Below are 26,328 nucleotides of genomic sequence, written 5' to 3'. Positions count from 1 at the left end.
ACTAATACTCGATGAAATCGGGTGTTGGCGGTCAAATGGAATTGATTGGGAAGTCGGGTCAGATGTTGTCGGCCTTTCTCAAGTCTTCATGGAACCAAGTCCGCACTTTTGTAAGAAAGTGACAGGGCTCTTGCCTTATTTACAGTCGCAGTGCCTGCAGGGTGTTTTGAATAGCATCCCGATAGTGCCGGTGCCTTCGCACTGTAATTCCATTCCCGTATAGCTGGGGATTACTGCCTGTGCATCCATCGCTGGATGGTATGGTGGTGCCCGGTTATCTGGATTAAATCGAGACTTTGGAGAACAGAATGACTGATCTGAAAGTGGCCGCTCAGCGCGCCCTGAACCTGATGGACCTGACCACCCTGAACGATGACGACACCGATCAGAAGGTGATCGACCTGTGCCATAAGGCCAAGTCACCGGCTGGCCTGACCGCCGCCGTCTGCATCTACCCCCGTTTTATCCCTATCGCTCGCAAAACCCTGCGTGAGATCGGCGCAGCCGACGTACGCATTGCGACCGTGACCAACTTCCCGCACGGCAACGACGACATCGAGATCGCCGTGGCCGAGACCCGTGCCGCTGTCGCCTACGGTGCTGATGAAGTGGACGTAGTGTTCCCGTATCGCGCCTTCATGGCCGGTAATGAACAGATTGGTTTTGATCTGGTCAAAGCCTGTAAAGAGGCCTGCGGTGCCAACGTGCTGCTGAAAGTGATCATCGAAACCGGCGAGCTGAAAGAAGAGGCGCTGATCCGTCGCGCTTCCGAGATCTGTATCGATGCCGGTGCCGACTTCATCAAGACCTCCACCGGCAAGGTGCCGGTCAATGCGACCCCAGAAGCGGCCCGCATCATGATGGAAGTGATCAAGGCCAAGAATCCGAAAGTCGGCTTCAAGCCAGCTGGTGGCGTGAAAGATGCCGCCGTTGCCGGTCAGTACCTGGCCATGGCCGAAGAGATCCTCGGCAACGACTGGGTATCCGCCCGTACCTTCCGCTTTGGTGCATCCAGCCTGCTGGCCAGTCTGCTGGCCACTCTGGGGCATGGCGACAAGCCGGCCAACACCAGCGGTTACTAATAGGTCGATGAGAGGGCGGACAGCTGTCCGCCCTGTTAGCCCCCACCATGCGGTGTGCGGGCAAGGATTCAGGCTTGTGTAACGCCAGCAATGGCGGAGGGAATGAAAGATGTTTTTGCCTCAAGAAATTATTCGCAAGAAGCGCAACGGTGAAGCGCTCAGTACCCAAGAAATTCAATTCTTTGTTCAGGGCATTACCAACAACACCATCGGCGAGGGGCAGATTGCCGCGCTGGCGATGGCGGTCTACTTCAAAGACATGACCATGGATGAGCGGGTCGCCCTGACCTGCGCCATGCGCGACTCCGGCATGGTGCTGACCTGGGATCACCTCAATCTGGGTGGCCCGATTGTCGACAAACACTCCACCGGCGGTGTGGGTGATGTGGTCTCTCTGATGCTTGGCCCGATGGTCGCTGCCTGTGGCGGTTTCGTGCCGATGATCTCCGGTCGTGGCCTGGGCCACACCGGCGGCACCCTCGACAAACTGGATGCCATTCCCGGCTACCAGACCTCGGTCGACAACGACCGTTTCCTGAAAGTGGTGAAAGAGGCGGGTGTTGCCATCATCGGCCAGACCGGCGATCTTGCCCCCGCTGACAAGCGTATCTATGCAGTACGTGACATCACCGCCACCGTTGAATCCATCGCGATGATCACCGGCTCCATCCTCTCCAAGAAGCTCGCCTCCGGGCTCGAAGCGCTGGTGATGGATGTGAAAGTGGGCTCCGGCGCCTTTATGCCGACCTTCGAAGCCTCCGAAGAGCTGGCCAAGAGCATTGTGGCCGTGGCCAACGGTGCCGGCTGCCGCACCTCTGCGCTCTTGACCGATATGAACCAGGTGCTGGCATCCAGCGCCGGTAACGCGGTGGAAGTACGTGAAGCGGTGCGTTACCTGACCGGTGAATACCGCAACCCGCGCATCCACGAAGTGACCATGGCGCTGTGCGCCGAGATGCTGATCTCTGCAGGCTTGGCCAGCGACGAGCGCGATGCCCGCGCCAAGCTGCAGGCGGTGCTGGATAACGGCAAGGCGGCCGAGATCTTCGGTCGGATGGTGACAGGTCTCGGTGGCCCGGCCGATTTTATGGAGCGTTACGACGCTTACCTGCCCAAGGCCGCCATCGTACGCCCGGTCTTCGCGGCCAATAGCGGCTTCGTGACTGCCATGGATACCCGCGAGCTGGGTCTGGCTGTGGTCGCCATGGGCGGTGGTCGCCGTGCTGCCGGTGACAAACTTGATTATGCGGTCGGTCTGACCGACTTTATCCGCCTGGGTCAAAGCGTTGATGCTGACAAGCCGATCGCGATGATCCACGCTCAGACTGAAGAGCAATATGCTCAGGCTGCCAGCATGGTGCAGGCGGCTGTCCGGATTGGTGGCGAGCGGCCGGAGGCACTGCCTGAAGTGTACCGCCGTATCACCCTGGCCGATTTGTAACAAGGGGAAGACCCATGAAACGTACCTTTATTCTGATGATGGACTCTTTCGGTATTGGCGCTGCTGCCGACGCCGACAAGTTCGGAGATGTGGGCGCCAACACCCTTGGCCATATCGCCAAGGCGTGTGCGGCAGGTGAAATTGAAGGCCGTGGCGCCCTCAATCTGCCGAACCTCAACAAGCTGGGTCTGGGCCACGCCTGCGAACAGGCCTCCGGCTACTTCCCGGAAGGGCTGAAGAAAGATATCGAGGTGGTCGGTGCCTACGGCTTTGCGCAGGAGCTCTCCTCCGGAAAGGACACCCCGTCCGGTCACTGGGAGATCGCCGGTGTGCCTGTGCTGTTCGAGTGGGGCTACTTCAAGGATCACCACAACAGCTTCCCGCAGGAGCTGCTGGACGCCATCGTCGAGAAGGCCGGTCTGCCGGGCTATCTGGGCAACTGCCACGCTTCCGGTACCCAGGTGCTGGACGATCTGGGCGAAGAGCACATGCGCACCGGCAAGCCGATCCTCTACACCTCTGCCGACTCCGTGTTCCAGATTGCCTGCCACGAAGAGACCTACGGCCTCGAGAAGCTCTATGAGCTGTGCCACATCGTGCGCGAGCTGCTGGAGCCCTACAACATCGGCCGCGTGATTGCGCGTCCGTTCGTAGGTACTGGCAAGGGCAACTTCAAGCGCACCGGCAACCGTCACGACTACTCAGTGCTGCCGCCGGCGCCGACCGTGCTGGATTACATGAAAGATGCGGGCGGTCAGGTGGTCTCCATCGGCAAGATTGCCGACATCTATGCCCAGCAGGGCATCACCAAGCAGGTGAAAGGGACCGGTCTGACCGAGTTGTGGGATCGCACGCTGGAAGAGGTGAAAGCGGCCGGTGACAACACCATCGTCTTCACCAACTTCGTCGACTTCGACTCCTCCTACGGCCACCGCCGTGACGTTGCCGGTTATGCCGGTGCGCTGGAGTATTTCGATTCCCGCCTGCCGGAGCTGTTTGATCTGCTGCAAGATGGCGACGTGGTGGTGCTGACTGCGGACCACGGCTGTGACCCGACCTGGGGTGGGACCGACCACACCCGTGAATACATTCCGGTGCTGTTCTTCGGCAAGCCGGTCAAGGCTGGCTCCGTCGGTCGTCGCGAGACCTTTGCCGATATCGGCCAGAGCATCGCGGCTTACCATGGCCTGCCGAAACTGGCATACGGTACCAGCTTCCTGTAATTTACCCGCCCGCCACTTCGGCGGCGGGCAATTTATAAAACAATAAAACTCAACCTAGTGTGAAGGAATCAAGAGAATGGCAACTCCTCATATCAATGCGAAAGATGGCGCCTTTGCTGATACCGTGCTGATGCCGGGCGACCCCCTGCGCGCCAAGTACATCGCTGAAACTTTCCTGGAGAACGTCGAGCAGATCTGCGACGTGCGCAACATGTTCGGTTTCACCGGTACCTACAAGGGCCGTCGTATCTCCGTCATGGGTCACGGCATGGGTATCCCGTCCTGCTCCATCTACGCAAAAGAGCTGATCACCGATTACGGTGTGAAGACCCTGATCCGCGTGGGCTCCTGTGGCGCCGTGCGTGAAGACGTGAAACTGCGTGACGTGGTGATCGGTATGGGTGCCTGCACCGATTCCAAAGTAAACCGTCTGCGCTTCAAAGATCACGACTTCGCTGCCATCGCCGACTTCGACCTGGTTGCCAATGCCGTGCAGGCCGCCAAGAACAAGGGCGTTGCCGTGCGCGTCGGTAACATCTTCTCCGCCGACCTGTTCTACACTCCGGACCCCTCCATGTTCGACGTCATGGAAAAGTACGGCATCCTGGGTGTCGAGATGGAAGCCGCCGGTATCTACGGCGTGGCCGCAGAATACGGTGCCAAGGCGCTGACTATCTGCACCGTCTCCGACCATATCCGTACCGGTGAGCAGACCACCTCTGAAGAGCGTCAGCTGACCTTCAACGACATGATCGAGATCGCACTGGATTCCGTCCTGCTGGGCGACAAGTAATTCCCTTGCGAATAAGAAACGGCGGCCTTCTGGCCGCCGTTTTTGTATCTGCTCACTGGTTGTGCCATCAATTTTCCGGAGGCGGCGCGGGGGGCGTACTCTTTTTCTTGTGCTTGCGCACCCGCATGTAGTTGCGGCGCACGCCGTACGAGATGAGCACCCCGGCCAGCAGGGCGACCAGCAGCATCAGCCGCTGTTTCTCCTGCACCACCTTGAGCCGGGTGTCCTTGTCTGCCAGCATCTGCTGTTCTTCCAGGGTGATGCGCAGGAAGCCGATGGTCTGCTCGCCATCCCGGATCTCCTGCACGAACTGGATCCGCCCCTTGCCCTGCTCCGGCAGTGACTTGTTATCGCTGCCGATGGGCAGCAGGCTCTCCAACGGCACCGCCTGCTCAGATTGGGCGAGGGGAATGCCGCGTCCGTCGTAGAGGGTGGCATCGAGGATCTCCGGCTCCGCCGCCAGATCCCGCGCCAGCCGCTCCAGCTCGCTGCTCTTCTCCTCCTTGATCCAGCGTTTCATGTCTCGGGCGGCATAGGCGACCAGCGCCTGCGCCCGGTTGCGCGCTTCGCTGTGCAGCGAGGCCTGGCTTTCACCCTGCATATGAATAAGCACACCGAGCACCCAGCATCCGAGCAGGATACCGGCACCCAGGCTGAGAACACGTTTGATGGGAAGATGACGCTGCAAGCGCGAGACCTCATGGTAACAAGGAGTGGCGGGATCTTGGCGCTTGCCTGTACAAAAAGCAATACGCTACTCTGGGCCAGCATTGTTAACCCACTGATCACCAAGGAAGGCGTATCCCTTATGTTGTTGTCCCGGCTCCCCCCTCTGTTATCCGATTGGCCCGCGTTGTTGTCCGGCTCACCCTGTTGGCAGCTCCACGCAGATGCGTTGCAACCGACAGAGACTCCGCAGGCTGGCGGCTGGTTGGTGCTGTTTGGCAAGGGGCTGGGCGCATCCCATCTGGCGTGTTTGTCACCTTTGTTGGCTGCACAGGGGTTGGCGGCCACCCTCTATCCTCCCACCGAGGTGGCGGGCGTGCCGTTGCTGCTGCTTGGCTGCGATCGCTTCTCTGCCGAGCTGGTGGCCGAGCTCAAGAGCGGTGAGTGGGAGATCGATCTCTGCCATCTGCCAGCGTTACCTACCCTGAAGGAGCCCGGCCTGCTGGTGATGGATATGGACTCCACCGCGATCCGCATCGAGTGCATCGACGAGATTGCCCGGCTTGCCGGGGTCGGCGAGCAGGTGGCGGCAGTAACGGCCGCAGCCATGCAGGGCAAACTGGAGTTTGCCGACAGTCTGCGTAATCGGGTCGCGCTGCTTGAGGGGGCGCCGGTCACCATTCTCGACGAGGTGGCGGCATGGATGCCCTGGATGCCGGGCTTGCAGCTGATGGTCGATACCCTCAAAGGGGCGGGTTGGAAGGTGGCCATCGCCTCCGGCGGTTTTACCCGTTTTGCTGGCCAGTTGCAGCGCGAGCTGGGATTGGATGCCATCTTCGCCAACGAGCTGGCGGTGGAGGGGGGCCAGCTGACCGGCAAGGTGAGTGGGCGCATCGTCGATGCCAGCGTCAAGGCCGAGGTGTTGCAGCAGCTTGCTCAGGAGTACGGCATTGCTGCCGACCAGACCGTGGCCATCGGCGATGGTGCCAACGATCTCAAAATGATGGGGGTCGCGGGTCTTGGCATCGCCATTCACGCCAAGCCGCTGGTGCGGGCGCAGGCGGCGGCCACCCTCAATCATCACGATCTGGAGGGGGTGATCTGCCTGCTGGCGGCGCGGGCCTGCAGCGAGCAACGCTGGGACAAGCGCTGACAGTGTTTCAAGGAGGAAACCAATAAAAATGGAATTGTTGCAGCAGTCTCTGTTTATCCCCTGTGGTGGCCATCAATTGCATGTGCGCCACATCAAACCCCGGGTCGCCGTGCATGGCGAGCCGATCCTGATGGTGCATGGCGCCATCGAGAACGGGCGGATCTTCTATACCGAATCGGGCAAGGGGCTGGCCTGCTTTCTGGCCCGTCACGGCTATCAGGTCTATGTGGCTGATTTGCGGGGGCGGGGGCTCAGCACTCCGGCTATCGCCGAGCAGGCAGAGCACGGTCAGCATGAGCTGATTACCGAGGATCTGCCCGCCCTGCAGCGCTGGATTGCAGAGCGCCATCATGGTTTCAAGGTGCACTGGATGGCCCACTCCTGGGGCGGTGTCATCATGGCCTCGACCCTGGTGCGCTTCCCCGAGCTGGTGGAGCAGGTGGCCAGTCTGCTGTTTTTTGGCACCAAGCGCGGCGTGTCGGTGCACAATCCCGAGCGTTGGCTGAAGGTGGATCTGATCTGGAATCGGCTGGCTCCCTGGCTGGCTCGCCGCCGTGGTTTTCTGGCTGCTCGCACTCTGAAGATCGGTGCTGACGACGAGCCGCTGCGCTATCTGCAGGAGACCATCCCCTGGGTCAAGTGCGGCCCCTGGCAGGATCCTCACGACGGTTTTGCCTATGACGAGGCGGCGGCACGGGTCAACTGGCCACCGCTCTGGATGATTTCGGCCAAGGCGGACAAGGTGCTGGGCCACCCGACCGATGTGCGCCGCTTCAGCGACGAGATGGGTTCGGCCACGCGTCACACCCGATTGGGGAAGGACAACGGCAACCGCCTCGATTATGACCACATCAATATGCTGACCGCCCCGCAGGCCCAGGAGGATCACTTTCCCCAGATCCTCGACTGGCTGCTCAACCCGCAGGCAGCATGACAAAAAACAGGGCGCATTGAGCGCCCTGTTTCATTTTTGTCTGTTTCCGGATCATCAGTTCAGTGGTGGCGTGATGCCAAAGCGGAACAGGGTGGCCTGGGTGGTATCGGTCAGTTCGCCCACCCCCACCACGCTCCAGAGCTCCTCTTCCAGCTTGCGTGCCTTGTGGATGGCGAACTTGGCGATGTAGTCCAGCTCGTTGGCGATGAAGTTGGTGTCGGGCCGTCCGGTACGGGAGATGCCGACCAGCACCGAGTAGAACTCCCCCTGTTGCTGCGCCAGCTCGATGAACTGACGCTTCTCTTTGACATTGGCAAAGCTGCTGGCCAGCCGACTGCTGAAGATGGGCAGACCAGCCTTGGTCTGGATGCTGGCGATATAGACCTCGTCCTCTCTCGGTTTGTCCTCCCGCTCGATGGCTCGCAGCGGGTTCATCAGCAGCTCCTTGAGCAGCTCCCCCTGAAACAGCGGGTAGAGGTTCTCCTGCTCCGGTAGCTCGGCACAGGCTTGCAGCAGCCGCTGCAGACTGCGCGGTTGCAGAGACTTGCCGATAGAGGCCGGTTTGGGCGCGCCTTTCAGCTTGTTGACATAGACCGGCGAGTTGAACAAGTGGTGGGTGTAGATGTTGCGCAGTGCCCGCGCCAGCCCACGATAGCGGCGCTGCTCCTGCGCCGCCTTGAGCTTGTTCTGGTTGCTCTCGATAAGCAGACTGAAGAACTGGCGGCCGGTATGGCGATCCGAATCCCCTTCGATGCAGAGGTGCAGCACGGTGCGGGTCATGTTGAGACTGACCAGCCGGTAGGAGAGGCGCTGCAGATCCATGCTCTTGGAGAGCTCCTGCAAGCGGGGCAAGGCGATGGTCACCACATCGTTCTTCTCGCCGATAAAGGCATCTTCCAGCTCGATTTGCAGGCCGTGAGTGGAGATGTCGCGGGTCCAGCCGATCCAGGATTTGCCGTTGTGATGGATGGCGACCGCGGTCTTGTGGATGTAGCGCGACTCCTTGCGTAGCTGAACATAGTGCAGGGTCTCGATCTCGAACGGGGCAACCCCCTGCTCGTGACCAAAGCGTTGCAGCTCGTTGGCGTTGTTGCTGACCCCTTCCTGATGGAACTCTTCCCGCTGGGACTCCAGCCCGATCTCCTGCAGCAGGCCGCAGTAGCCGATCTGCTTGAGCCGCTCGAGCAGCAGGATATCTTGCAACTGCGGATTGTCCTGCCCCTGCAGTTGTCCCACATCCGCCTCGACCAGATCGCATGCCTCCAGCGTGAACTTGTAGACACGCCAGCTGGGGCGGCGTGAGCCCACCTGGAAGAAGAGGGCGGTGAGGCCACTCTGGCGCAGCTCCTCGGCGGTGGCGGAGAAGAAGTAGATGTGGCTGCGCACCGTGTGGGTAAAGCAGTAGATGATGGTCTCGGTGGTGGTGCCGGGGGCCGGGCAGAGCCGTTTCATCCGCTCTGCGCTGAAAAGCCCCGCGAGGGCATCACGGTTTTTCTCATCGCGCCAATACTCCAGCAGGTGCTGGTTGTTTTCCGTACGCAGGGCTATCTCGAGATTGGGGCTGTCGCCGGTGCCGAAGAAGAGCGGCATGCCGGTCATCCGCGGCAGGTAGAACTGCTCATACCCCTTGATGATGGCGGCGGAGAGCAGATAGTCGACGCTGACCCGATAGCGGATCTTGTTGGCATCGATAAAGTCGCTGAGGAAGGCGTCGAAGGCGGGCTGTTCGCCGGAGCGCACCAGTCGCAGCCAGTATTTCCCCTCTTTGCTCTCTTCGCCGAGGATCTGATAGCCGACCGGCTGATGCAGCACCGGATTGGGGGTGTCCCGCTCTAGTCCGGTAAAGAAGACCTCCACCTGGGCGCCGGTGTGATAGTTAGGCAGATAGGGTACCGAGACTCTCATGCCACCCAGCGAGAGATCGGAACTCTTGGCGAACAGCTTCTCCCCGTCCTGAAACTTGATCAGCACCGGCGAGCTGAAGTGCATCCGCTCCTGGCGGCGGCCATAGTAGCTGGCAAAGGCGATGGTGTTGACATCATATTGCCGGAAGGGGCTGGCCGGGGGAGACAGCTGACCATCCACGCGGGCGTTGTGGTGCTGTTTTTGCCACTGTTGCAGCGCCTCGTAGACACCGAGGGTATAAATATCGCGGTATAGATAGCACTGGGACTGGAACAGGGCAATCGCATCGGCGGGCATGAAGTGAGTGATGCCGTCGAACTCATGCACCAGGCACTCATCCTCCAGCTCATCGCGCATGTCGATGACCCTGCGGCAGGGGGAGCACTTGCGCTTGAGCTCCATCTTGATCAGAAAACGGCTGTTGCTGTTTTCCTCCTGAGTCATGCGGTTGAAGATCTCCTCGAAATCTTTCTCCCGCAGCAAGGGGACGAGTTGTTCAATCAGATGTTGCTGGTGTTCTGAATCCATTTGTTCCTGCCACGGAAAGTCACTTTTCCGATTCTGGGTTTGATCTGTCGGTCGCAAACAAGTATATCAAGCAGGAATTCATCCTGTCCCCGAGTTATCAATGGCCAAAAATAAAACTGCTTATGTTTGTTCCGAATGTGGTGCCGACTTCACACGCTGGCAAGGTCAATGCAGCGAGTGCAAGGAGTGGAATACCATCACCGAGGTGCGCCTCGGTTCGGTGAGCCCCGCTGGCAAGAGTGCCCGTTACACCGGTTATGCCGGCGCGGTCGGCAGTCAGGTACAGACACTGGCAGAGATCGCCACCACCGAAATCCCCCGTTTTACCTCAGGTTTCAAGGAGCTGGATCGGGTACTTGGTGGCGGTGTGGTGCCCGGCTCGGCCATTCTGATCGGCGGCAACCCGGGGGCGGGCAAGTCCACCCTGCTGCTGCAGACCATGTGTGGTCTCGCTGAACGGATGAAAACCCTCTATGTCACCGGCGAGGAGTCGCTCCAGCAAGTTGCGATGCGGGCCAACCGCCTTGGGCTGCCCACCGACAAGCTGCGGATGCTCTCCGAGACCAGCGTCGAGCAGATTTGCCTGATTGCCCAGCAGGAGCAGCCGCAGATCATGGTGATTGACTCCATTCAGGTGATGCATGTGGCGGATGTGCAATCGTCCCCCGGTTCAGTCTCACAGGTGCGCGAAGCGGCTGCACTGCTGACTCGCTACGCCAAGCAGAATCATGTGGCCATCTTCATGGTGGGCCATGTGACCAAGGATGGCAGTCTGGCGGGTCCCAAGGTGCTGGAGCACTGCATCGACTGCTCTGTGCTGCTTGATGGTGGCCATGACTCCCGTTTTCGGACTCTGCGTTCCCACAAGAACCGCTTTGGTGCGGTCAACGAGCTGGGGGTTTTTGCCATGACCGAGCAGGGGATGCGCGAGGTGAGCAACCCCTCCGCCATCTTCCTCAGCCGGGGGCAGGAGCAGGCGCCCGGTTCCATCGTCATGGTGATCTGGGAGGGCACCCGACCGCTGCTGGTGGAGTTGCAGGCGCTGGTGGACTACTCCCAGCTCTCCAACCCGCGCAGGGTGGCGGTGGGGATGGATCACAACAGGCTCGCCATGTTGCTGGCGGTGCTGCACCGTCACGGCGGGTTGCAGATGGCGGATCAGGATGTCTTCATCAACGTGGTTGGCGGGGTCAAGGTCGAGGAGACCAGTGCGGACTTGGCGCTGCTGCTGGCGATGGTCTCCAGCTTCCGGGATCAGGCGCTGCCCAAGGATCTGGTGGTATTCGGCGAAGTGGGTCTTTCCGGTGAAATTCGCCCTGTGCCATCCGGTCAGGAACGGTTGCAGGAGGCGGCCAAACACGGTTTTCGTCGCGCAATCGTGCCGCACGCCAATGCCCCCAAGCACCCCATCGAAGGGATGGAAGTGGTGCCGGTCAAGAAGCTGTCTGAGGCACTCGAGGCGCTGTAATCCCTCAGCATTGCAATCGAGACAACCGCACAACGAAAAAAGAGCGCCTCGGCGCTCTTTTTTATGGGCTGGAACCTGCTATCAGGGCTGGCTGTGTTCCAGATGCTCGCTCAGCAGTTGTTCCAGCTCGCGGTGGAGCAGCTCTTCGTCGCCGACGTTAAGCTCGATCATCCGCTTGAGATGGGTGGCGCTGTCGATATCGATGTGGTGGCAGTAGAAACCCAGCTTCTTGCTGGCTTCGTGGGTCAGCTCGACCTGCATTTTGATCTCGATATCGCTACCGCTCAGGATAAAGCTGAGCTGGTACTCCTTGTTGTCACGGCTCTCCCAGTCGTCGGGGCGGATCAGCAGGGCCCCCTGCAAGGAGACGTCGACAAGCTGGGTCTGCCACTTCTGTTCCCCCTGGGTGAGTTCTGCCATGGTCAAGTAGAGGATCCGTGCAAAACGGCGGCGCTCAGACATGCTCATCTCCTGTATGCAATAAGTGTGGACGCTAGGGTCATTGCTCTGAGTGTAATCCACCTTGGTTGCCAGTATCTTGAACTTGCTCCGAAAATGGCATTCAGGCTTGCTGTGTACTCAAGGATTCCACCACATGAAGCGCCTTGACCAGGCGATCTTCCTGTTTGAACCGCTCTTCCAGAACCGGACCCAACTCGTTGAGATCATCATCCAGTAGCAGCAATTGGGCCTCGTCGGCATCACTGTATTTGTCGTTGAACTCGAGGGCGAATTCAGTGCTGTTACGAATATGGGGATAGATGCGCTTGGCCAGCTCCAGTGTTTCGCCGCTGGCTTGCTCGAAGGCGGTGACGACGTGGTGGTAGATCTCGAAATGGCCTGCGCTGACATAGTCGACCAGGCGGTCGCAAAACTGATGCAGCTCTTCTGTTTTGGGCAGGCTGCGTTGCTTGGTCCGCGCCGGAGTGAGGCCTGCCAGCTGCATGTATCCGACCAGCAACGCTTGCCTTGCATCCAGCCAGTCGTCGATAGCCTTATGCTTGCCTGCCAGCGCCTGCTTGGTCTGTTCCAGTTTCGTCAACATAATCCCTATCCCTCCGTGGGGCAAAGGCTGGCCGATGGTTCGGTATTCCGAGCCGTTTGAGCAGTGACACAACCTATAACTAGGGAAAATCTGGGCAAGCGTCAATAGCCATGGGGGGATAATGTTAAGTGGCGAAGAAATAGTCAGCGGATTGTGTCTGCGTGCTAGCAGGTTTCAGGCCTGCCCACGGTTTTTCGCGTGTGGAATGTGACTATTTCCGCAGATCTTGATGAAAACCCCAGCGTTTGACGCGTTCGGCTCGATAAAGGCTTTGCCTGTGCGTTTTTTTTTGCATAGAGTGACCCAGCGCTAAATGCCCGATCATAAAGGAAATGTTATGAACAAAGCTCAACTTGTCGATGCGATTGCCGCCAAAGCAGATCTGAGCAAAGCTCAGGCCAAAGTGGCTCTGGAAGAGATCATCAATGGTATTACCCAGAGCTTGAAAGAAGGCGATGCTGTGCAACTGGTCGGTTTTGGCACCTTCAAGGTCACCCACCGCGCAGGCCGCACCGGTCGTAACCCGCAAACTGGTAAAGAGATCCAGATTGCTGCTGCCAACGTGCCTTCATTCGTGGCTGGCAAGGCTCTGAAAGACGCCGTCAAGTAAGTCCGAAAGTCTGTTTTGTCCAATGCCAGTCAGCTTGCTGACTGGCATTGTTTTTATGGGATTCTCCCATCCTTCCTATTAGTCCTTCCTGACTTTTCCTTCTGTCAACCTCGTTGCGGCTGAGGCCTTATGCCGTTTGCGGAGTGGATGGCAGCGGCCAGCTCCGCTCATAGGCCCAGGTAAAGACCATGATGTAGACGAGGTAGAAGGCGACGAAGCCGAGATCCAGCATCAGGGCGTCCCACACTCCCAAATCGAGCCAGAACATGACGTAGGGGAGGGAGAGCATCATAAAGCTCGCCTCATAGCCAAACGCGTGCAGGAAGCGGTCCAGTGGTCGCTTGTTGGTGCGCCCGCACAGTTTGAGTAACCCCTTGTCGAACAACAGGTTCCAGCCGTAGGTCCAGGCGGTGGCGACGATGGAGAAGAAGATGGCCAGCGAACCGACCTCGGCGACGCCCTGACCGAACAGCTGGCTGATCAGCGGTGCGACCAGTGCCAGCCCGATGCCTTCGTAGAGAACCAGATAACGAAGTCGATCCGGGGTGGTGCGTAGTTGGGTACTACTCATGGGTGATGTGCCTCCTGTGGGAGGCGCATTCTAATCAGGGAGTGGTTAAAAGAGAAGCATCGGCCCGTCATGACTGGCGTTGAGGGGCATGATGATGCCCCCTCTTTACGATACGTCTCTATTGCCAATTTGGGCGTTAGCCCTGAGTGGTCAAGTCTGCGACTCAGGCGTCGGTTGGCGTGACCTGGGTCAGCATGGCAAAGCCCTCTTCCACTTGTGTGAGCTCTACCTTGACCTCCCCCAACTCGGCGAGCGAGGCAACATGGGTGCCACCACAGGGAATGGTCACCTCCTGGCCTTCCAGCATGCAGTGCCAGTAACGGGAATCGATGATCGCCTCGCCAGCGCGGCTGCGGCGGATTTCGCTCCCGGCTGCGATCCAGTCGGCCAGTTGCCGGTTGACCTGCTCTTCAATCAGCGCCAGATCCGCCAGCAGCGCTTCGCTGTTGACCCCCTTCTTGCGCAGGCTCTTGCCGATGCGGTACTGCTCCCGCGAACCGCAAGGCTCGACTCGTGAACTCTGGATGGCGAGACGGTCGAAATCGGGTTGGCCCAGTGCATCGCGCTCACTCACTTCTTTGCGCCAGTAAGGAGTGAGAGTTCGGTTTAGAGCGAGGGCAGCCAGATGGCAGCCGCTGTGGCCCAGACTCAGAGCGTGGCGGGCAGTGCTATCTACTTGCAATTCGACCTGGCTGCCAACGGCCAGCTCATGGTCACCGGTCAGCGGATGGACCACCACGAAACTCCACCCCTCTGCGCCCCGTTTGACCGGAATCGCAGTATCGACAAACAGCTCGCCATCCGGGCTGATGGCCCCCATCCGGCAAGGGCCAATGGCGGCTTCGCCCCCTTCCCAGCGAACATGGCCCATATCGCCCGGCTGATCGGGCCAGAGATGGCTTTGGGGATGAAAGGGGGTGAGGTCGGTGACCAGCAGCGTGGTTTCACCGCGCTGGCAGCAGACCACGCTGGCCTGCTCTTGATGATGGCCCAGTACGAAGCTGGCTCGGGTATGTTCCATGGCAAGGCTCCCGCAACGATAAATGAGAAGAGAAAGCGGCAGCATACGCCAAAGTGCGAAAGGGCTCATTAACCAGTGTTAATGAGCCCCTCTTCTCGGTTTTACGGTTCGCTAGATCATGGCAACCAGCAGATAGGCGTTGAGCCCGATCACCAGCGCAACGATAAGGCGTCCTACCGCCTGGGTGACGGGGTGGTTACGATGTTGCCCCATCAGTGCCCGATCGCCGGTCAGCATCAACAGCGGGATCAGGGCCAGCGCGATGCCAAAGCTCAGGATCACCTGACTCAGCACCAGAATTTCGGTGGTGTTGAGCCCCATGGCGATCACCACGAAGGCGGGAGCCATGGTGATGGCGCGTCGCAGCCAGAGCGGGATGGTAAAGCGGACAAAACCCTGCATCACCACTTGCCCGGCCAGGGTCCCTACCACGGTAGAGCTGATGCCGGAGGCGACCAGCGAGAGGCCAAACAAGGTGGCGGCAGCCTGACCCAGCAGCGGAGTGAGGGTCTGGTAGGCGGATTCCAGCTCCGCCACCTGCTGGTGGCCCGAGCTGTGGAACGCAGCGGCCGCCATCGCCATCATCGCCAGATTGACGAAGCCGGCGATGGTCATGGCAATCGCCACATCGACCCGGGTGGTGTGCAGCCGCTGGCTGACCGAGCCCTGATCCTGCGTGTGCTGGGTCAGTGCTGAGTGCAAGTAGATAACGTGGGGCATCACGGTGGCACCGAGCACACCGGCAGCCAGATAGACGGCATCGCTGTTGGGCAGACCGGGGAAGAGGGCGCCCTCCAGCAGGCTGGGCAGATGGGGGCGGGAGAAGATCAGCTCGACGATGTAGGCCGCCGCGACAAACAACAGCAGGCCACCGACTACGAACTCCAGCGGTTTCTGACCACGGGATTGCAGCATCAGGATCCCCCAGGTCACTACGGCGGTGATACAGGCTCCTTCAAGCAAGGTCACGCCAAGCAACAGCTTGAAGCCGACTGCGGCGCCGATAAATTCGGCGAGATCGGTGGCCATGGCGATGATCTCTGCCTGCACCCAGTAGGCCCAGACCGCCGGTTTTGGCAGTCGGTCGCGGATGTGCTCCGCCAGATTCTTGCCGGTGACGATACCGAGTTTGGCCGAGAGGGTTTGCACCAGCATTGCCATCAAGTTTGCCCATACCACTACCCAGAGCAGTTGGTAGCCAAAGGTAGAGCCCGCCTGAATATTGGTGGCGAAGTTGCCCGGGTCGATATAGCCGATGGCGGCGATAAAGGCAGGCCCGAGCAGGGTCAGCTTGAATTTGCGGGCTGGAATCGTAGTCGTTAGTGCGGGTTGCATGGCATCACCCTCCATAAGGATATGGAGAGAGAATAGATCTAAATGATAATTGTTATCAATTGTTGTTTCTGATGATTTCCATCGGGAAAAACATTTAAGGCAGTCAGTTGCAGTGAGGGATGTGATTTCGTACAATATGCCGCCCTAGAAAAGCAGCGACTAAACACCTTTATGTTCCTTGCCTCCGAGGTCTGGCTGCACCTGGGCGGAGGCTGAATTAATCCGTAAGGAGCTAAAATGCGTCATTACGAAATCGTCTTCATGGTTCATCCGGACCAGAGCGAGCAAGTTCCCGGCATGATCGAGCGTTACACCGGCGCCATCACCACCTCCGGTGGTACCATTCATCGCCTGGAAGATTGGGGCCGTCGTCAGCTGGCTTACCCGATCGACAAACTGCACAAAGCCCACTACGTTCTGATGAACGTAGAAGCAGAGCAAGCCGTTATCGATGAGCTGGAAACCAACTTCCGCTTCAACGATGCCGTTATCCGCAACATGATCATGCGCACCAAGCACGCCGTGACTGAAGTTTCTCCGATGGCCAAGGCCAAAGAAGAGCGCTTCACCCGTCGTGACGACGAGCGCCGCGAAGAAGCTACTGAAGCTGCTTCCGAAGAGTAATTCTGGATCACTGACTAGAGGATAAAGGCCATGGCACGTTATTTCCGTCGTCGTAAGTTCTGCCGCTTCACCGCCGAGAACGTTACCGAGATCGACTACAAAGATATCGTTACTCTGAAAAACTACATCACTGAATCTGGCAAGATCGTACCGAGCCGTATCACCGGTACCCGCGCCAAGTATCAGCGTCAGCTGGCACGCGCCATCAAGCGTGCTCGTTACCTGGCTCTGCTGCCGTACACCGATCTGCACAACAAGTAAGAATCGGCCCGGCACTTAAGCCTAACTCAACGAAATTTATAGAGGAAAGGTAATGCAAGTTATCCTGCTCGACAAAATCGCCAAACTGGGCGGTCTGGGTGACCAAGTTTCCGTGAAATCTGGTTATGCCCGTAACTACCTGATCCCGCAAGGCAAAGCTGTTATGGCCACCAAGGCCAACATCGAAGCTTTCGGTGCTCGTCGCGCTGAGCTGGAAGCCAAACTGGCTGCCAACAAAGCTGCTGCTGAAGAGCGTGCTGCCAAGCTGGCCGAACTGGCTACCGTGGTTATCGCTTCCAAGTCTGGCGACGAAGGCAAGCTGTTCGGTTCCATCGGTACCCGTGACGTGGCTGAAGCCATCACTGCTGCCGGCGTAGCCGTTGCCAAGAGCGAAGTCCGCATGGGCAACGTTCTGCGTAACACCGGTGACTACGAAGTTGCTGTTCAGCTGCACGCTGACGTTAAAGCAACCGTACAGATCCAGGTTGTTGCCCTGTAATAGCTATTCGCTTTTGCAGAAAAAACCCGCGCTTTTGCGCGGGTTTTTTATTTTCCGGCCCGGGGGTAGAGTGAAGGTCTGTTCCACTGGAGGAGATCCTTATGGCTTGGGTAGAAGGTCGCGTCATCGAACGCATCGAATGGACACCCACTCTGTTCTCCCTGCGAGTAGCGGCCGAGCTGGCTCCCTACAAGGCAGGCCAATTCACCAAGCTGGCCCTCGAGCAGGGTGATCGCCGCATTCAGCGCGCCTACTCCTTCGTCAATCCCCCCTCTGCGCCATATCACGAGTTCTATCTGGTCGAGATCCCGAGCGGTGAGCTGACTCCGTCCCTCGGCTCACTGCAAGCAGGTGACACCCTGCTGGTGCAATCCCAGGCCACCGGCTTTCTGACGCTGGATGAGGTGCCCGCCGGGCGTGATCTCTGGCTGCTCTCGACCGGCACTGCCATCGGCCCCTTCCTCTCCATGCTGGCCGAGGGTGAGGCGTTCAACCGTTTCGAGAATTTGGTGCTGGTGCACGGGGTACGTAAAGGCGAGGAGCTGAGCTATCAGGATTTGATCGCCAGCTTTGCCGAGCAATATGGCGAGCGCTTTAGCTATGTCCCCTTTGTCAGCCGCGAGCCCTGGCCCGATGCAATAGCAGGGCGGATCCCGGCGGCGATTGCCAATGGTCAGTTGCAGGATCGAGTGGGGTTGGAGTTCTCACCCGAGCTGAGTCAGGTACTGATCTGCGGCAATCCGGAGATGGTGAAAGAGACCCAGCAGACCTTGCTGGCGCTGGGGTTGGCCAAGAATCTGCGGCGGGCGCCGGGCAATATCAGTGCGGAGAATTATTGGTAAAAAATCAGCACAGGGGCGCCAGGCCCCTGCTGCATCAGGAGAGGGCGTTCAGTTCTTCTTGCCGTTGCCCTTGTTTTTATCTTTCTGTTTGTCGTGACCTTGCCCGGGGTTATTGCCGCTGTGGATACTGCGGTTGTAGTGATCCCGGTACTTGCCATCCATCTTGTCGCAGTTGAGTTTGATCCGGCTGTCGCCAATGCCAAGATCCAGACAGTTGTCCTGCCACCAGTCGTACTCTTTGTCATCCCAGTCGAGATTGATCTTGATGTCATCACCGGAGATCTTGATGCTATCGCCATTTTTGCTTGGCGGTGCCGCAACCGCGATGCCATGTGCCATCAGCAGGGAGAGCCATAGGGCGCCACGCTGGATAACGGGGTTGTGTTTGGCTTGGGTCATCGCAAGGGTACTCCTGTCGTTATTGGCCACTCTGCGAGTTGGCAGGGATCTGGTTGGTTTGCGGCGGCTGGTTGCGGTTCTCTTCATCTTCCAGATTGAATTTGACCGCCCTGCAGTCGGCCGGGGCGGTTTCGCCGACCCCCAAGTCGAGGCAGTCGTTCTGGGTCCAGCCGAACTGCTTGTCATCCCAGTCCAGGTTGAATTTAAGCTCATCGACGGAGAATTCGGAGCCACTGCTCTCTTGATATTGCTGTGTCGCTGCGGCGCTGCCGGTAACCAGAAGAAGGGAGAGTAGCAAAGTGGTCTTACTGTTCATGATGGCCTCGGATAATTGCAACGGTGGATGAGTGTACAGACCGGAGCTGAACCCGGGCGGAACTGTTCCCCATCTCACCACATGATCAAGTCAGGGAGGGATTGTATCGCTTTTCTGCTGCCGATTTGTCCGTTTTGGTCGCACTCTGGGCAGCTGGTTGCCAATCTGAAGGAATTCAGTCATTTGCCCTTCTCTGGGCGAGTCTGGCGACTATAATCGGCAGCCAACTTTTCCTGCACAGCACACCCCTTCATCATGACCACACAGGACTCATCTACATTGCGCTACCCCAAGGGGTGGTTTGCTCTGACGACGGTATACAGTTTCACCGGGTTGGCCATTCTGGCTTCCATTATCTTCTCCCTGCTGCTGTTCCTCTCCATCGATGACAACCCGCTGATGAAGTGGCTGTTCGGCGGCTTGGCCATCATCTTCGAATTGGGCAAGTTCTACGTCTGGTACGAGTACGGCGAGCGCAAGGCGCGCCGGGATCTGAGTGGTGCCTTCTGGTCGTTGCTGTTCTACAGCGTGCTGGCGGCCATCTCCATCGGTGGCAGTATCGGCGGTATCAACAGTGCCACCAATACGGTGCTGAGCCAGCAGGCGCGCCATGAACGGGAGATCGCCCGTTTTGACGAACAGATCGCCAGCATCGAGCGGCAGATCCAGCTAAACGAAGAGGCGGCCCGCAAATATATCGAGCTGGAGCGTATCTCCAGCGGTGTCTCTTCCCTGCAGCACGCCAACACCAAGCTGCGTTTGCAGCAGGATGAGCTGCGTCAGCAGCGCGATGCCAAGCCGGTCAACGAACAATCCTCCATGTTGGGGCTGATGAGCAGTCTGGCGGACGGGGTGGGGATGAGCATCAGTCAGGTGCAGTTCCTGCTGGTCTGCTTCCTCTCGGTGCTGCTCGACGTGTTCGGTGCCTTTTTCGTCAGTCTGATCGGCGAGGAGAACCGCTTTCGCCGGATGTGGCGCTGGCAGCAGGATCAAGCTCGCAGAGAGGCGCAGGAGGCGTTGGCGATGGCAGCCCAGCCAGAGCCCATCATGCCCCCCGAGCCGGCCCCCGAAGTGCTGGCACAGGTGCGCGGTGCGCTGGTGAGCGGTGAGCTCAAGTGCAGCAAGCGCTCGGTGGCACAGGCGCTGTCACTCTCGCTGGAGGAGGTGGATCGGGTGTTCCACCATCTGCTGTCGCAAGGGGTGTTGGGGCAGGGGAGCAATCGCCACTACTACCTCAATCCGGCGCTGGAGCAGCAAGCCGGATAGTGAGAAGGCCACCGAAACTCGGTGGCCTTTTTCGTTATCGAGTGGCTGTTGCACTCAGTGAGTCAGCACCATCATCAGGCTGAGGAAGGCGGCCAGTCCGCCACCGATGCCGATGATCCAGTAAAACCCCTTGGCCCCCTGTTTGAGCGGGATGCGGAAGTAGAGCAGAAACGCCCACCACCCCAGTGCCAGCAACAGAGGAATAAGAAACATTCGAGCCATGGTGCCCTCGCTGTTATTCTGTTGACCCTTGATCAATCAACAGGATGGATTGTGCAATGACGCAACTACAGATTACCGCATTCGGTGACCCCTCGGTACTCAAGCTCAACCCTTCCCTCGATAAGGTGCCAGCCGATGGCGAAGTGCGGGTACGCATCTGCTTTGCGGGGGTCAATCCCATCGATGCCAAAACCCGCGCCGGTCTTGGCTGGGCGGCGGCCCAGAACAAGGACAAGCTGCCTTGGACGCCGGGTTATGACATCTCCGGCGTGGTGGAGAAGGTGGGCCCCGGTGTGACCTCGCTGGTCGGGGGGGAGCGGGTGTGCGGTATGGTTGGGTTTCCCCTCACCGCCGGTGGCTACGGGGAGTCTGTGGTGGCAAGCGAGAGCGAGCTGGTCAAGCTCGACGGGGTGAGCCTGCTGCAGGGGGCTGCGCTGCCGCTGGCCGGTCTCACCGCCTGGCAGGGGCTGCTTGAGCACGGCGGCCTCCAGAGCGGTCAGCGGGTATTGATCCTCGCCGGTGCCGGTGGTGTCGGCCATCTGGCGGTGCAGTTTGCCAGCGCCTATGGCGCCGAGGTGGTGGCTACCGCCAGCCCCGACAACCATGGTTTCCTGCACGCTCTGGGGGCGCGCTGGATGGTGGATTACCACGACGCAAACTGGCCAGCACGGGTGGTGACAGAGGCCGGCCAGGTCGATCTGGTACTGGATCTGGTGGGCGGTGAGAGCGGCAAGGCGGCGTTGGCCTGTGTCAAGCCGGGTGGCCGTCTGGTGACGGTGCCCACCATTACCGCCCAGCAGATCAAGGATGCTGGGGTTGCGGCGGGTATCGAGGTGGTCGGCATGCTGGTTCACCCTGACCAGAAGCAGCTGGGGCAGATGTTGATGCTGCTGCGTCAGGGGGAGGTGAAGGTCACCCTCGCCGGTGAATTCCCCCTGGCCGAGGGGGCGCTGGCCCATCAGGCCGTCGAAGGGGGTCATGTGCGCGGCAAGCTGCTGCTGCGGATGCCTGCGGCCGACGGCTATCCCGGATGAGCGAGATGATGGAGATGGCACATGGTGTGGCTGTTATTGAGCGCCTCGTGTCCTTGCCTGGGTGGTGGGGACGCGCATCATGAATGAGTTAATGGAGATGGGGCTGGGGTGGCTCTTTTTAAGCGCCTTTACCTCCGCCACCCTTCTGCCCGGCAGCTCCGAAGTGCTGCTGGGGGCCATGGCGGCCAAGGGGGAGTGGAGCATGGCGAGCCTGCTGCTGTGGGCGACGCTGGGCAATACCCTCGGCTCCATGACCACCTGGTGGCTCGGCTGGCTCGCCACCTTCAAGAAAAAACCGGAAGATTTTCAAGGCCGTGGGGAACAAAAAGCCTTAGGCTGGCTCAAACAACATGGTCACTGGTGTCTGCTGCTTGCCTGGACGCCGGTGGTCGGTGATGGTCTCTGTCTGTTGGCCGGTTGGCTGCGCCTCTCCTTCTGGCGCTCTCTCATTCTGATCGGGCTCGGCAAATTGTTCCGTTATGCCCTGGTTTTTCTGCTGGCCAGTCACATTTTCTAGCCTGTTTTTGTCACTCACGAGGTTACCGTGAACAAAGTCATACCTTTAACGATTCTGCTGGGCTTCACCCTGCCGGTGCTGGCGGCACCGACCCTGATCGCCGAACAGGGCAAGGAGGAGGGCAAGCTCGCCATCCCCTACCAGATGTACAAGCTGGACAACGGCCTGACCGTGATCCTGGCCCCCGACCGCTCCGATCCGCTGGTACACCTCGATGTGACCTATCACGTCGGTTCATCCCGCGAGACGGTCGGCAAGTCCGGTTTCGCCCACTTCTTTGAGCACATGATGTTCCAGGGCTCGAAACACGTCGGTGATCAGGAGCATATGCGGATCATCAACGAGGCCGGTGGCGACATGAACGGCACCACCAACAAGGACCGCACCAACTACTACGAGACTGTGCCTGCCAACCAGCTGGAAAAAGTGCTCTGGCTGGAGGCGGATCGGATGGGCTTCCTGCTCGATGCGGTGAGCCAGAAGAAGTTCGAGATCCAGCGCGCCACCGTCAAGAACGAGCGGGCCCAGCGGGTCGATAACCAGCCGTACGGGCTGGTGAGCGAGAAGGTGGGGGAGGCGCTCTATCCGCGTACTCACCCCTACTCCTGGCAGCCCATCGGTTACGTGGAAGATCTCGACCGGGTCGATGTGAACGACCTCAAGCAGTTCTTCCTGCGCTGGTATGGCCCCAACAACGCCACCCTGACTCTGGGCGGCGACTTTGACAGCAAGCAGGCCCTCGAATGGATCGAGAAGTACTTCGGCTCCATCCCGCGCGGCCCGGGCGTGGCCGAGCCGACGCCAAAGCCGGTGACCCTGCCCGAGACCCGCTACGTGACGCTGCAGGACAAGGTACACCTGCCGCTGCTCTATATCAGCTACCCCACCGTATCCCTTGGTGACCCGCAGGAGCCTGCGCTCGACATGTTTGCCGACGTACTCGGCGGTTCCGCCAGCTCCATGCTCTACCAATCGCTGGTGAAAACCGGCAAGGCGATCGATGTGGGGGCGTCCCACTACTGCGAAGAGCTGGCCTGTACCCTGACCGTCTACGCCTACCCCAATCCGTCGCAGGATGGCAGCCTCAAGACCCTCAAGGGGGAGGTGGACAAGGTGATCGGCGAGTTCGCCCAGCGCGGCCTCAAGCCGGAAGATCTGGAGAAGGCGATCGCCAAGTACCGTGCCTCCGCCATCTGGGGTCTGGACAGCGTATCCGGCAAGGTGAGCCAGCTCGCAATGGGTCAGGTGTTTGCCCAGGATCCCAACTATGTGTTCAAGACCCTCGATGCCATCGGCAAGGTGACACCGGAGCAGGTGAAGGCTGCCTACGACAAGTTCATCGCCGACAAGCCGGCGGTGGTGCTGAGCGTGGTGCCCAAGGGCAAGACAGAGTGGCAGGTTGCCACCCCGAACTTTACCCCCGCCAAGCGCGAGCTGCCGGATTACAGCAAGCATGACGAGGCGCTGGCCGAACGACCGGTAAAAGACAATTTCGATCGCAGCGTGCAGCCCAAGGCGAGCGAGGCGGTGAGCGTCAAGGTGCCCGCCATCTGGCACGGCAAGCTCGACAAGAACATCGAGATCATCGGCACCAAGAGTGACGAGATCCCCGCCGTCTCCATCATGATTGCCCTGCCGGGCGGCATTCGTGCCGAAGATAAGGGGCAACTTGGGCTGGCCAATCTGACCGCCGCCATGATGGGGCAGGGCACGGTGCGCCTGACCGAGGCTCAGCTTAGCGACGAGCTGCAAAAGCTGGGATCTTCTATCGATGTATCCAGCGCCCAGTACAACAACCTCATCACCGTCAGCTCGCTGGCGGACAAGTTGCCCCAGACCCTGGCGCTGGTGCGCGAGGTGCTGGAGCGCCCGGGCATGCGGGAGGCGGACTTCGAACGGGTCAAGGCGCAGCTGCTGCAAGGGATGCAACAGGCCCAGCAGCAACCCGAGTGGCTGGCCGGGCAGGCGTTCCGCGAACTGGTCTACGGCAAGCAGAACCGCCTCGGTCAACCTACCGATGGGGTAGCGGCCGATGTGGCCAAGCTGACCCTGGCGGACGTGAAGCACTTCTATCAGGCCTACTACAACCCCACCAACGCCAAAGTGGTGGTGGTCGGTGATGTGGACCAGAAGCAGATCGAGGAGCAACTTGGCTTCCTGACCGAGTGGAAGGGAGCCACGCCGACTCTGGGAGATCTCAAGCTCAAGGGTGAGCAGGCCAAGCCGGGCATCTATCTGGTCGACAAGCCGGGGGCGCCCCAGTCGGTGATCCGCATCGGTCGTCGTGCCATGCCGTTCGATACCACGGGGGATTACTTCACCGCCGGGCTGATGAACTTCAATCTGGGTGGCAACTTCAACAGCCGCATCAACCTCAACCTGCGCGAAGACAAGGGCTACACCTACGGCGCCAGCTCGGGTTTCTCCGCCAACCGCGAGGTGGGCACCTTCGCCACCGGCGCCAATGTGCGGGCCGATGCGACTGTGGATGCCATTCGCCAGTTCCTCAAGGAGATGGACAACTACCGCAAGAGCGGCCCGACCCCGGTCGAGCTGGCCTATATGCGCAGCGCGGTCTCCCAGCAGGATGCCCTCTCCTACGAGACCTTGGGCCAGAAGGCGGGGTTCCTGCTGCAGATGGTGATGTATGACCTGAAGCCGGACTATGTGCAGGCCCAGAACAACCTGATCAAGACGGTGTCGCCCGAGGCGCTGAAGGCCAGTGCCGCCCGTTGGCTCAATCCGGCCGACATGGTGATCGTGGTGGTGGGAGACAAGCAAAAGCTTGAAAAACCCCTGAAGGAGCTTCATCTTCCCATCTATCCGCTGCAGTTGCCGTAACTGACGCTTTATAAAAATCAAGAGCCGCCCCGGATGGGGCGGCCTCACATGAGCCGTGAATATGACTACAACAAGCTTGTCGCTCACCGAGTTGCTGAATGCGTTGGGATCACCGGAGCGCCTCACCGCGCTCAAGGGGATCCGGCGCGGGATCGAACGTGAATGCCTGCGCATCACGCCGGATGGCCGACTCGCACAGAGTGACCATCCACGGGCGCTGGGCTCGGCCCTGACCCATCCCAATATCACCACCGACTACTCGGAGAGCCTGCTGGAGTTCATTACCCCGGCTACCGACTCCATCGACAGCCTGATGGAGCAGCTCGGCGACATCCATCACCATGTGATTCAGCATCTGGGTGACGAGCGGATTTGGCCGCTCTCCATGCCCTGCTTCGTCGGCGGGGAAGAGAGCATCCGGCTGGCCCAGTACGGCAGCTCCAATATCGGCAAGATGAAGACCCTCTACCGTCAGGGTTTGAAGAACCGCTACGGTAGCCTGATGCAGGTGATCGCCGGGGTGCACTTCAACTTCTCCATGCCCGACAGCTTCTGGAGCGAGTGGCAGGATCTGGTGTGCGAAGGGTGCTGCAGCCAGCGCTTTATCTCCGACAAGTACATGGGGCTCATTCGCAACGTCTACCGCTTCGGCTGGCTGGTGCCCTATCTGTTCGGCGCCTCCCCGGCCATCTGCGAATCCTTCCTCAAAGGGCGCAAGAGCAACCTGCCGTTCGAGAAGACCGGCAAGGGCACCCTCTATCTGCCTTACGCCACCGCGCTGCGTCTCTCCGATCTTGGCTATACCAACAGCGCCCAGGCTGGGCTCAAGATCAGCCACGACAATCTGCCTGCCTATGTCAGCAGCCTGCGCCGCGCCATCAACACCCACAATCCCGACTTTGCCAAGATCGGGGTCAAGGTGGATGGGGAGTATCGTCAGCTCAACGACAACGTGTTGCAGCTGGAGAATGAGCTCTACGCCCCGATCCGCCCCAAGCGCACCCCGCGCAGTGGCGAGAAGCCCTCGGATGCGCTGGATCAGCGCGGCATCGAATACATTGAGCTGCGCACCGTGGACGTCAACCCCTTCACCCCGCTCGGTATCGATGCGGATCAGATCCGCTTCTTCGATCTGTTCCTGGTCTGGTGCCTGCTGCGCCCCTCTCCGGTGCTGAGTGACGAGGAGATTGCTCGCAACCGCCGCAACCAGAACAAGGTGGTGCTGGAAGGGCGTCGTCCCGGCCTGACGCTGGAAGATGAGCAGGGCAATGCCATTGGCCTCAAAGAGTACGGCCTCAAACTGTTCGACGAGCTGGCTCAGGTGGCTGATCTGCTGGATCGCTGCTGCGGCCGCAACCGCTATCGCGAGACGCTGGCGATGCATCGCGAGAAGCTGCTCAACCCCGAGCTCACCTACTCCGCCCGCATGCTCAAGGAGCTGCTGGAGAGCGGCAAGGACAACGGCTGCTACGGTGACAAGCTGGCGACCCGCTATCGCGAGGAGCTGCTGGCAGGGGAGCTGCAGTACTGGGATGAGGCCTACTTTGCCGGTGAGGCGAAGGATTCGCTGGCCAAGCAGCGGGAACGCGAGCGCAGCGATAGCCTGTCGTTCGATGACTTCCTGGCCGACTACTTCGGTACCAGTACCACCACGGCCTGAAGGCGGGTTCGTACCAACCAAAGTGCCAACAAAAAGCCGCTCGAGTGAGCGGCTTTTTGATTTCTCTGAACC

At 59.6% G+C, this 26,328-nt stretch carries 27 protein-coding genes; 17 read left to right on the top strand and 10 right to left on the bottom strand.

What is annotated here, in order from left to right:
• The first annotated feature begins 308 nt into the window (after window positions 1–308).
• From deoC to deoD, 4 genes are all read left to right on the top strand, one after another.
• Window positions 309–1,082: a deoxyribose-phosphate aldolase gene (gene deoC / locus AB5Y86_RS11520; protein WP_005340468.1), complete on the top strand. Its 774-nt coding sequence runs from the start codon at window positions 309–311 to the stop codon at window positions 1,080–1,082.
• A 109-nt stretch (window positions 1,083–1,191) separates the two neighbouring features.
• On the top strand, window positions 1,192–2,523 hold the full coding sequence (gene deoA, locus AB5Y86_RS11515; protein WP_005341327.1) for a thymidine phosphorylase: 1,332 nt from the start codon (window positions 1,192–1,194) through the stop codon (window positions 2,521–2,523).
• A gap of 14 nt (window positions 2,524–2,537) precedes the next feature.
• Window positions 2,538–3,746 carry a phosphopentomutase gene (locus tag AB5Y86_RS11510; protein ID WP_005340470.1) on the top strand — a complete coding sequence of 403 codons (1,209 nt, stop codon included), beginning with the start codon at window positions 2,538–2,540 and terminating at the stop codon, window positions 3,744–3,746.
• A gap of 76 nt (window positions 3,747–3,822) precedes the next feature.
• Window positions 3,823–4,539: a purine-nucleoside phosphorylase gene (gene deoD, locus AB5Y86_RS11505; RefSeq protein ID WP_005340471.1), complete on the top strand. Its 717-nt coding sequence runs from the start codon at window positions 3,823–3,825 to the stop codon at window positions 4,537–4,539.
• A gap of 67 nt (window positions 4,540–4,606) precedes the next feature.
• Here the strand turns inward: deoD and AB5Y86_RS11500 are convergent, their stop codons facing one another.
• Entirely contained in the window at window positions 4,607–5,227 is a 621-nt protein-coding gene (locus AB5Y86_RS11500; protein WP_005348965.1) for a YtjB family periplasmic protein, read from the bottom strand.
• A 120-nt stretch (window positions 5,228–5,347) separates the two neighbouring features.
• On the opposite strand from AB5Y86_RS11500, the gene serB reads away from it, so the two are divergent.
• Window positions 5,348–6,358: a phosphoserine phosphatase SerB gene (serB, locus tag AB5Y86_RS11495; RefSeq protein ID WP_368192899.1), complete on the top strand. Its 1,011-nt coding sequence runs from the start codon at window positions 5,348–5,350 to the stop codon at window positions 6,356–6,358.
• 28 nt (window positions 6,359–6,386) lie between these two features.
• Complete coding sequence (locus AB5Y86_RS11490) at window positions 6,387–7,292, top strand: alpha/beta fold hydrolase (RefSeq protein WP_368192898.1); 906 nt, start codon at window positions 6,387–6,389, stop codon at window positions 7,290–7,292.
• Between the two features lie 54 nt (window positions 7,293–7,346).
• On the opposite strand, the gene AB5Y86_RS11485 is transcribed toward AB5Y86_RS11490, so the two are convergent.
• Entirely contained in the window at window positions 7,347–9,725 is a 2,379-nt protein-coding gene (locus AB5Y86_RS11485) for a PilZ domain-containing protein (protein WP_019445559.1), read from the bottom strand.
• A gap of 100 nt (window positions 9,726–9,825) precedes the next feature.
• Here AB5Y86_RS11485 and radA point away from each other — a divergent pair, with 100 nt between their 5' ends.
• Window positions 9,826–11,193 carry a DNA repair protein RadA gene (radA, locus tag AB5Y86_RS11480; RefSeq protein ID WP_005340481.1) on the top strand — a complete coding sequence of 456 codons (1,368 nt, stop codon included), beginning with the start codon at window positions 9,826–9,828 and terminating at the stop codon, window positions 11,191–11,193.
• Window positions 11,194–11,274: 81 nt separating this feature from the next.
• Here radA and AB5Y86_RS11475 read toward each other — a convergent pair whose 3' ends face one another.
• Both AB5Y86_RS11475 and AB5Y86_RS11470 read right to left on the bottom strand, forming a co-directional pair.
• Entirely contained in the window at window positions 11,275–11,655 is a 381-nt protein-coding gene (locus tag AB5Y86_RS11475) for a PilZ domain-containing protein (RefSeq protein WP_005340482.1), read from the bottom strand.
• 100 nt (window positions 11,656–11,755) lie between these two features.
• On the bottom strand, window positions 11,756–12,238 hold the full coding sequence (locus AB5Y86_RS11470; RefSeq protein WP_005348975.1) for an Rsd/AlgQ family anti-sigma factor: 483 nt from the start codon (window positions 12,236–12,238) through the stop codon (window positions 11,756–11,758).
• Between the two features lie 337 nt (window positions 12,239–12,575).
• On the opposite strand from AB5Y86_RS11470, the gene hupA reads away from it, so the two are divergent.
• Entirely contained in the window at window positions 12,576–12,848 is a 273-nt protein-coding gene (hupA, locus tag AB5Y86_RS11465) for a nucleoid-associated protein HU-alpha (RefSeq protein WP_005340484.1), read from the top strand.
• 127 nt (window positions 12,849–12,975) lie between these two features.
• Here the strand turns inward: hupA and AB5Y86_RS11460 are convergent, their stop codons facing one another.
• The 3 genes from AB5Y86_RS11460 to AB5Y86_RS11450 all read right to left on the bottom strand — a co-directional run bounded on the left by AB5Y86_RS11460 (window position 12,976) and on the right by AB5Y86_RS11450 (window position 15,775).
• On the bottom strand, window positions 12,976–13,419 hold the full coding sequence (locus AB5Y86_RS11460; RefSeq protein WP_368192897.1) for a PACE efflux transporter: 444 nt from the start codon (window positions 13,417–13,419) through the stop codon (window positions 12,976–12,978).
• A 163-nt stretch (window positions 13,420–13,582) separates the two neighbouring features.
• Window positions 13,583–14,440 carry a hypothetical protein gene (locus AB5Y86_RS11455; protein ID WP_368192896.1) on the bottom strand — a complete coding sequence of 286 codons (858 nt, stop codon included), beginning with the start codon at window positions 14,438–14,440 and terminating at the stop codon, window positions 13,583–13,585.
• Window positions 14,441–14,551: 111 nt separating this feature from the next.
• Window positions 14,552–15,775 carry an Nramp family divalent metal transporter gene (locus AB5Y86_RS11450; protein WP_005340487.1) on the bottom strand — a complete coding sequence of 408 codons (1,224 nt, stop codon included), beginning with the start codon at window positions 15,773–15,775 and terminating at the stop codon, window positions 14,552–14,554.
• Between the two features lie 237 nt (window positions 15,776–16,012).
• Here AB5Y86_RS11450 and rpsF point away from each other — a divergent pair, with 237 nt between their 5' ends.
• The 4 genes from rpsF to AB5Y86_RS11430 all read left to right on the top strand — a co-directional run bounded on the left by rpsF (window position 16,013) and on the right by AB5Y86_RS11430 (window position 18,001).
• Window positions 16,013–16,399 carry a 30S ribosomal protein S6 gene (gene rpsF / locus AB5Y86_RS11445; RefSeq protein ID WP_005308887.1) on the top strand — a complete coding sequence of 129 codons (387 nt, stop codon included), beginning with the start codon at window positions 16,013–16,015 and terminating at the stop codon, window positions 16,397–16,399.
• Between the two features lie 30 nt (window positions 16,400–16,429).
• Window positions 16,430–16,660: a 30S ribosomal protein S18 gene (gene rpsR / locus AB5Y86_RS11440; protein ID WP_005308890.1), complete on the top strand. Its 231-nt coding sequence runs from the start codon at window positions 16,430–16,432 to the stop codon at window positions 16,658–16,660.
• A 52-nt stretch (window positions 16,661–16,712) separates the two neighbouring features.
• On the top strand, window positions 16,713–17,159 hold the full coding sequence (gene rplI / locus AB5Y86_RS11435; protein WP_005340490.1) for a 50S ribosomal protein L9: 447 nt from the start codon (window positions 16,713–16,715) through the stop codon (window positions 17,157–17,159).
• 101 nt (window positions 17,160–17,260) lie between these two features.
• Window positions 17,261–18,001 (top strand): ferredoxin--NADP reductase, encoded by a 741-nt coding sequence (locus AB5Y86_RS11430; protein ID WP_368192895.1) that lies wholly within the window; start codon window positions 17,261–17,263, stop codon window positions 17,999–18,001.
• A gap of 48 nt (window positions 18,002–18,049) precedes the next feature.
• On the opposite strand, the gene AB5Y86_RS11425 is transcribed toward AB5Y86_RS11430, so the two are convergent.
• Complete coding sequence (locus AB5Y86_RS11425) at window positions 18,050–18,400, bottom strand: hypothetical protein (protein ID WP_368192894.1); 351 nt, start codon at window positions 18,398–18,400, stop codon at window positions 18,050–18,052.
• Between the two features lie 19 nt (window positions 18,401–18,419).
• Complete coding sequence (locus AB5Y86_RS11420; protein WP_021229026.1) at window positions 18,420–18,716, bottom strand: hypothetical protein; 297 nt, start codon at window positions 18,714–18,716, stop codon at window positions 18,420–18,422.
• A 255-nt stretch (window positions 18,717–18,971) separates the two neighbouring features.
• On the opposite strand from AB5Y86_RS11420, the gene AB5Y86_RS11415 reads away from it, so the two are divergent.
• Window positions 18,972–19,982 carry a Preprotein translocase subunit SecY gene (locus AB5Y86_RS11415; RefSeq protein ID WP_368192893.1) on the top strand — a complete coding sequence of 337 codons (1,011 nt, stop codon included), beginning with the start codon at window positions 18,972–18,974 and terminating at the stop codon, window positions 19,980–19,982.
• 54 nt (window positions 19,983–20,036) lie between these two features.
• Here AB5Y86_RS11415 and AB5Y86_RS11410 read toward each other — a convergent pair whose 3' ends face one another.
• Complete coding sequence (locus AB5Y86_RS11410; RefSeq protein ID WP_005308905.1) at window positions 20,037–20,204, bottom strand: hypothetical protein; 168 nt, start codon at window positions 20,202–20,204, stop codon at window positions 20,037–20,039.
• 56 nt (window positions 20,205–20,260) lie between these two features.
• On the opposite strand from AB5Y86_RS11410, the gene AB5Y86_RS11405 reads away from it, so the two are divergent.
• The 4 genes from AB5Y86_RS11405 to gshA all read left to right on the top strand — a co-directional run bounded on the left by AB5Y86_RS11405 (window position 20,261) and on the right by gshA (window position 26,256).
• Window positions 20,261–21,238, top strand: a complete 978-nt coding sequence (locus tag AB5Y86_RS11405) for an NADP-dependent oxidoreductase (protein ID WP_368192892.1) — start codon at window positions 20,261–20,263, stop codon at window positions 21,236–21,238.
• 79 nt (window positions 21,239–21,317) lie between these two features.
• Window positions 21,318–21,755 (top strand): YqaA family protein, encoded by a 438-nt coding sequence (locus AB5Y86_RS11400; protein ID WP_101531118.1) that lies wholly within the window; start codon window positions 21,318–21,320, stop codon window positions 21,753–21,755.
• Window positions 21,756–21,782: 27 nt separating this feature from the next.
• On the top strand, window positions 21,783–24,596 hold the full coding sequence (locus AB5Y86_RS11395; RefSeq protein ID WP_368192891.1) for a M16 family metallopeptidase: 2,814 nt from the start codon (window positions 21,783–21,785) through the stop codon (window positions 24,594–24,596).
• Between the two features lie 61 nt (window positions 24,597–24,657).
• On the top strand, window positions 24,658–26,256 hold the full coding sequence (gene gshA, locus AB5Y86_RS11390) for a glutamate--cysteine ligase (protein ID WP_005340500.1): 1,599 nt from the start codon (window positions 24,658–24,660) through the stop codon (window positions 26,254–26,256).
• Window positions 26,257–26,328 lie beyond the last annotated feature (72 nt).

The sequence above is a fragment of the Aeromonas sp. s8 genome (genome assembly GCF_040907785.1).
In the GTDB taxonomy this organism is placed as follows: domain Bacteria; phylum Pseudomonadota; class Gammaproteobacteria; order Enterobacterales; family Aeromonadaceae; genus Aeromonas; species Aeromonas veronii.
The sequence above is the reverse complement of the archived record's forward strand: the minus strand, read 5'-3'. Positions and strand labels throughout refer to the sequence as shown.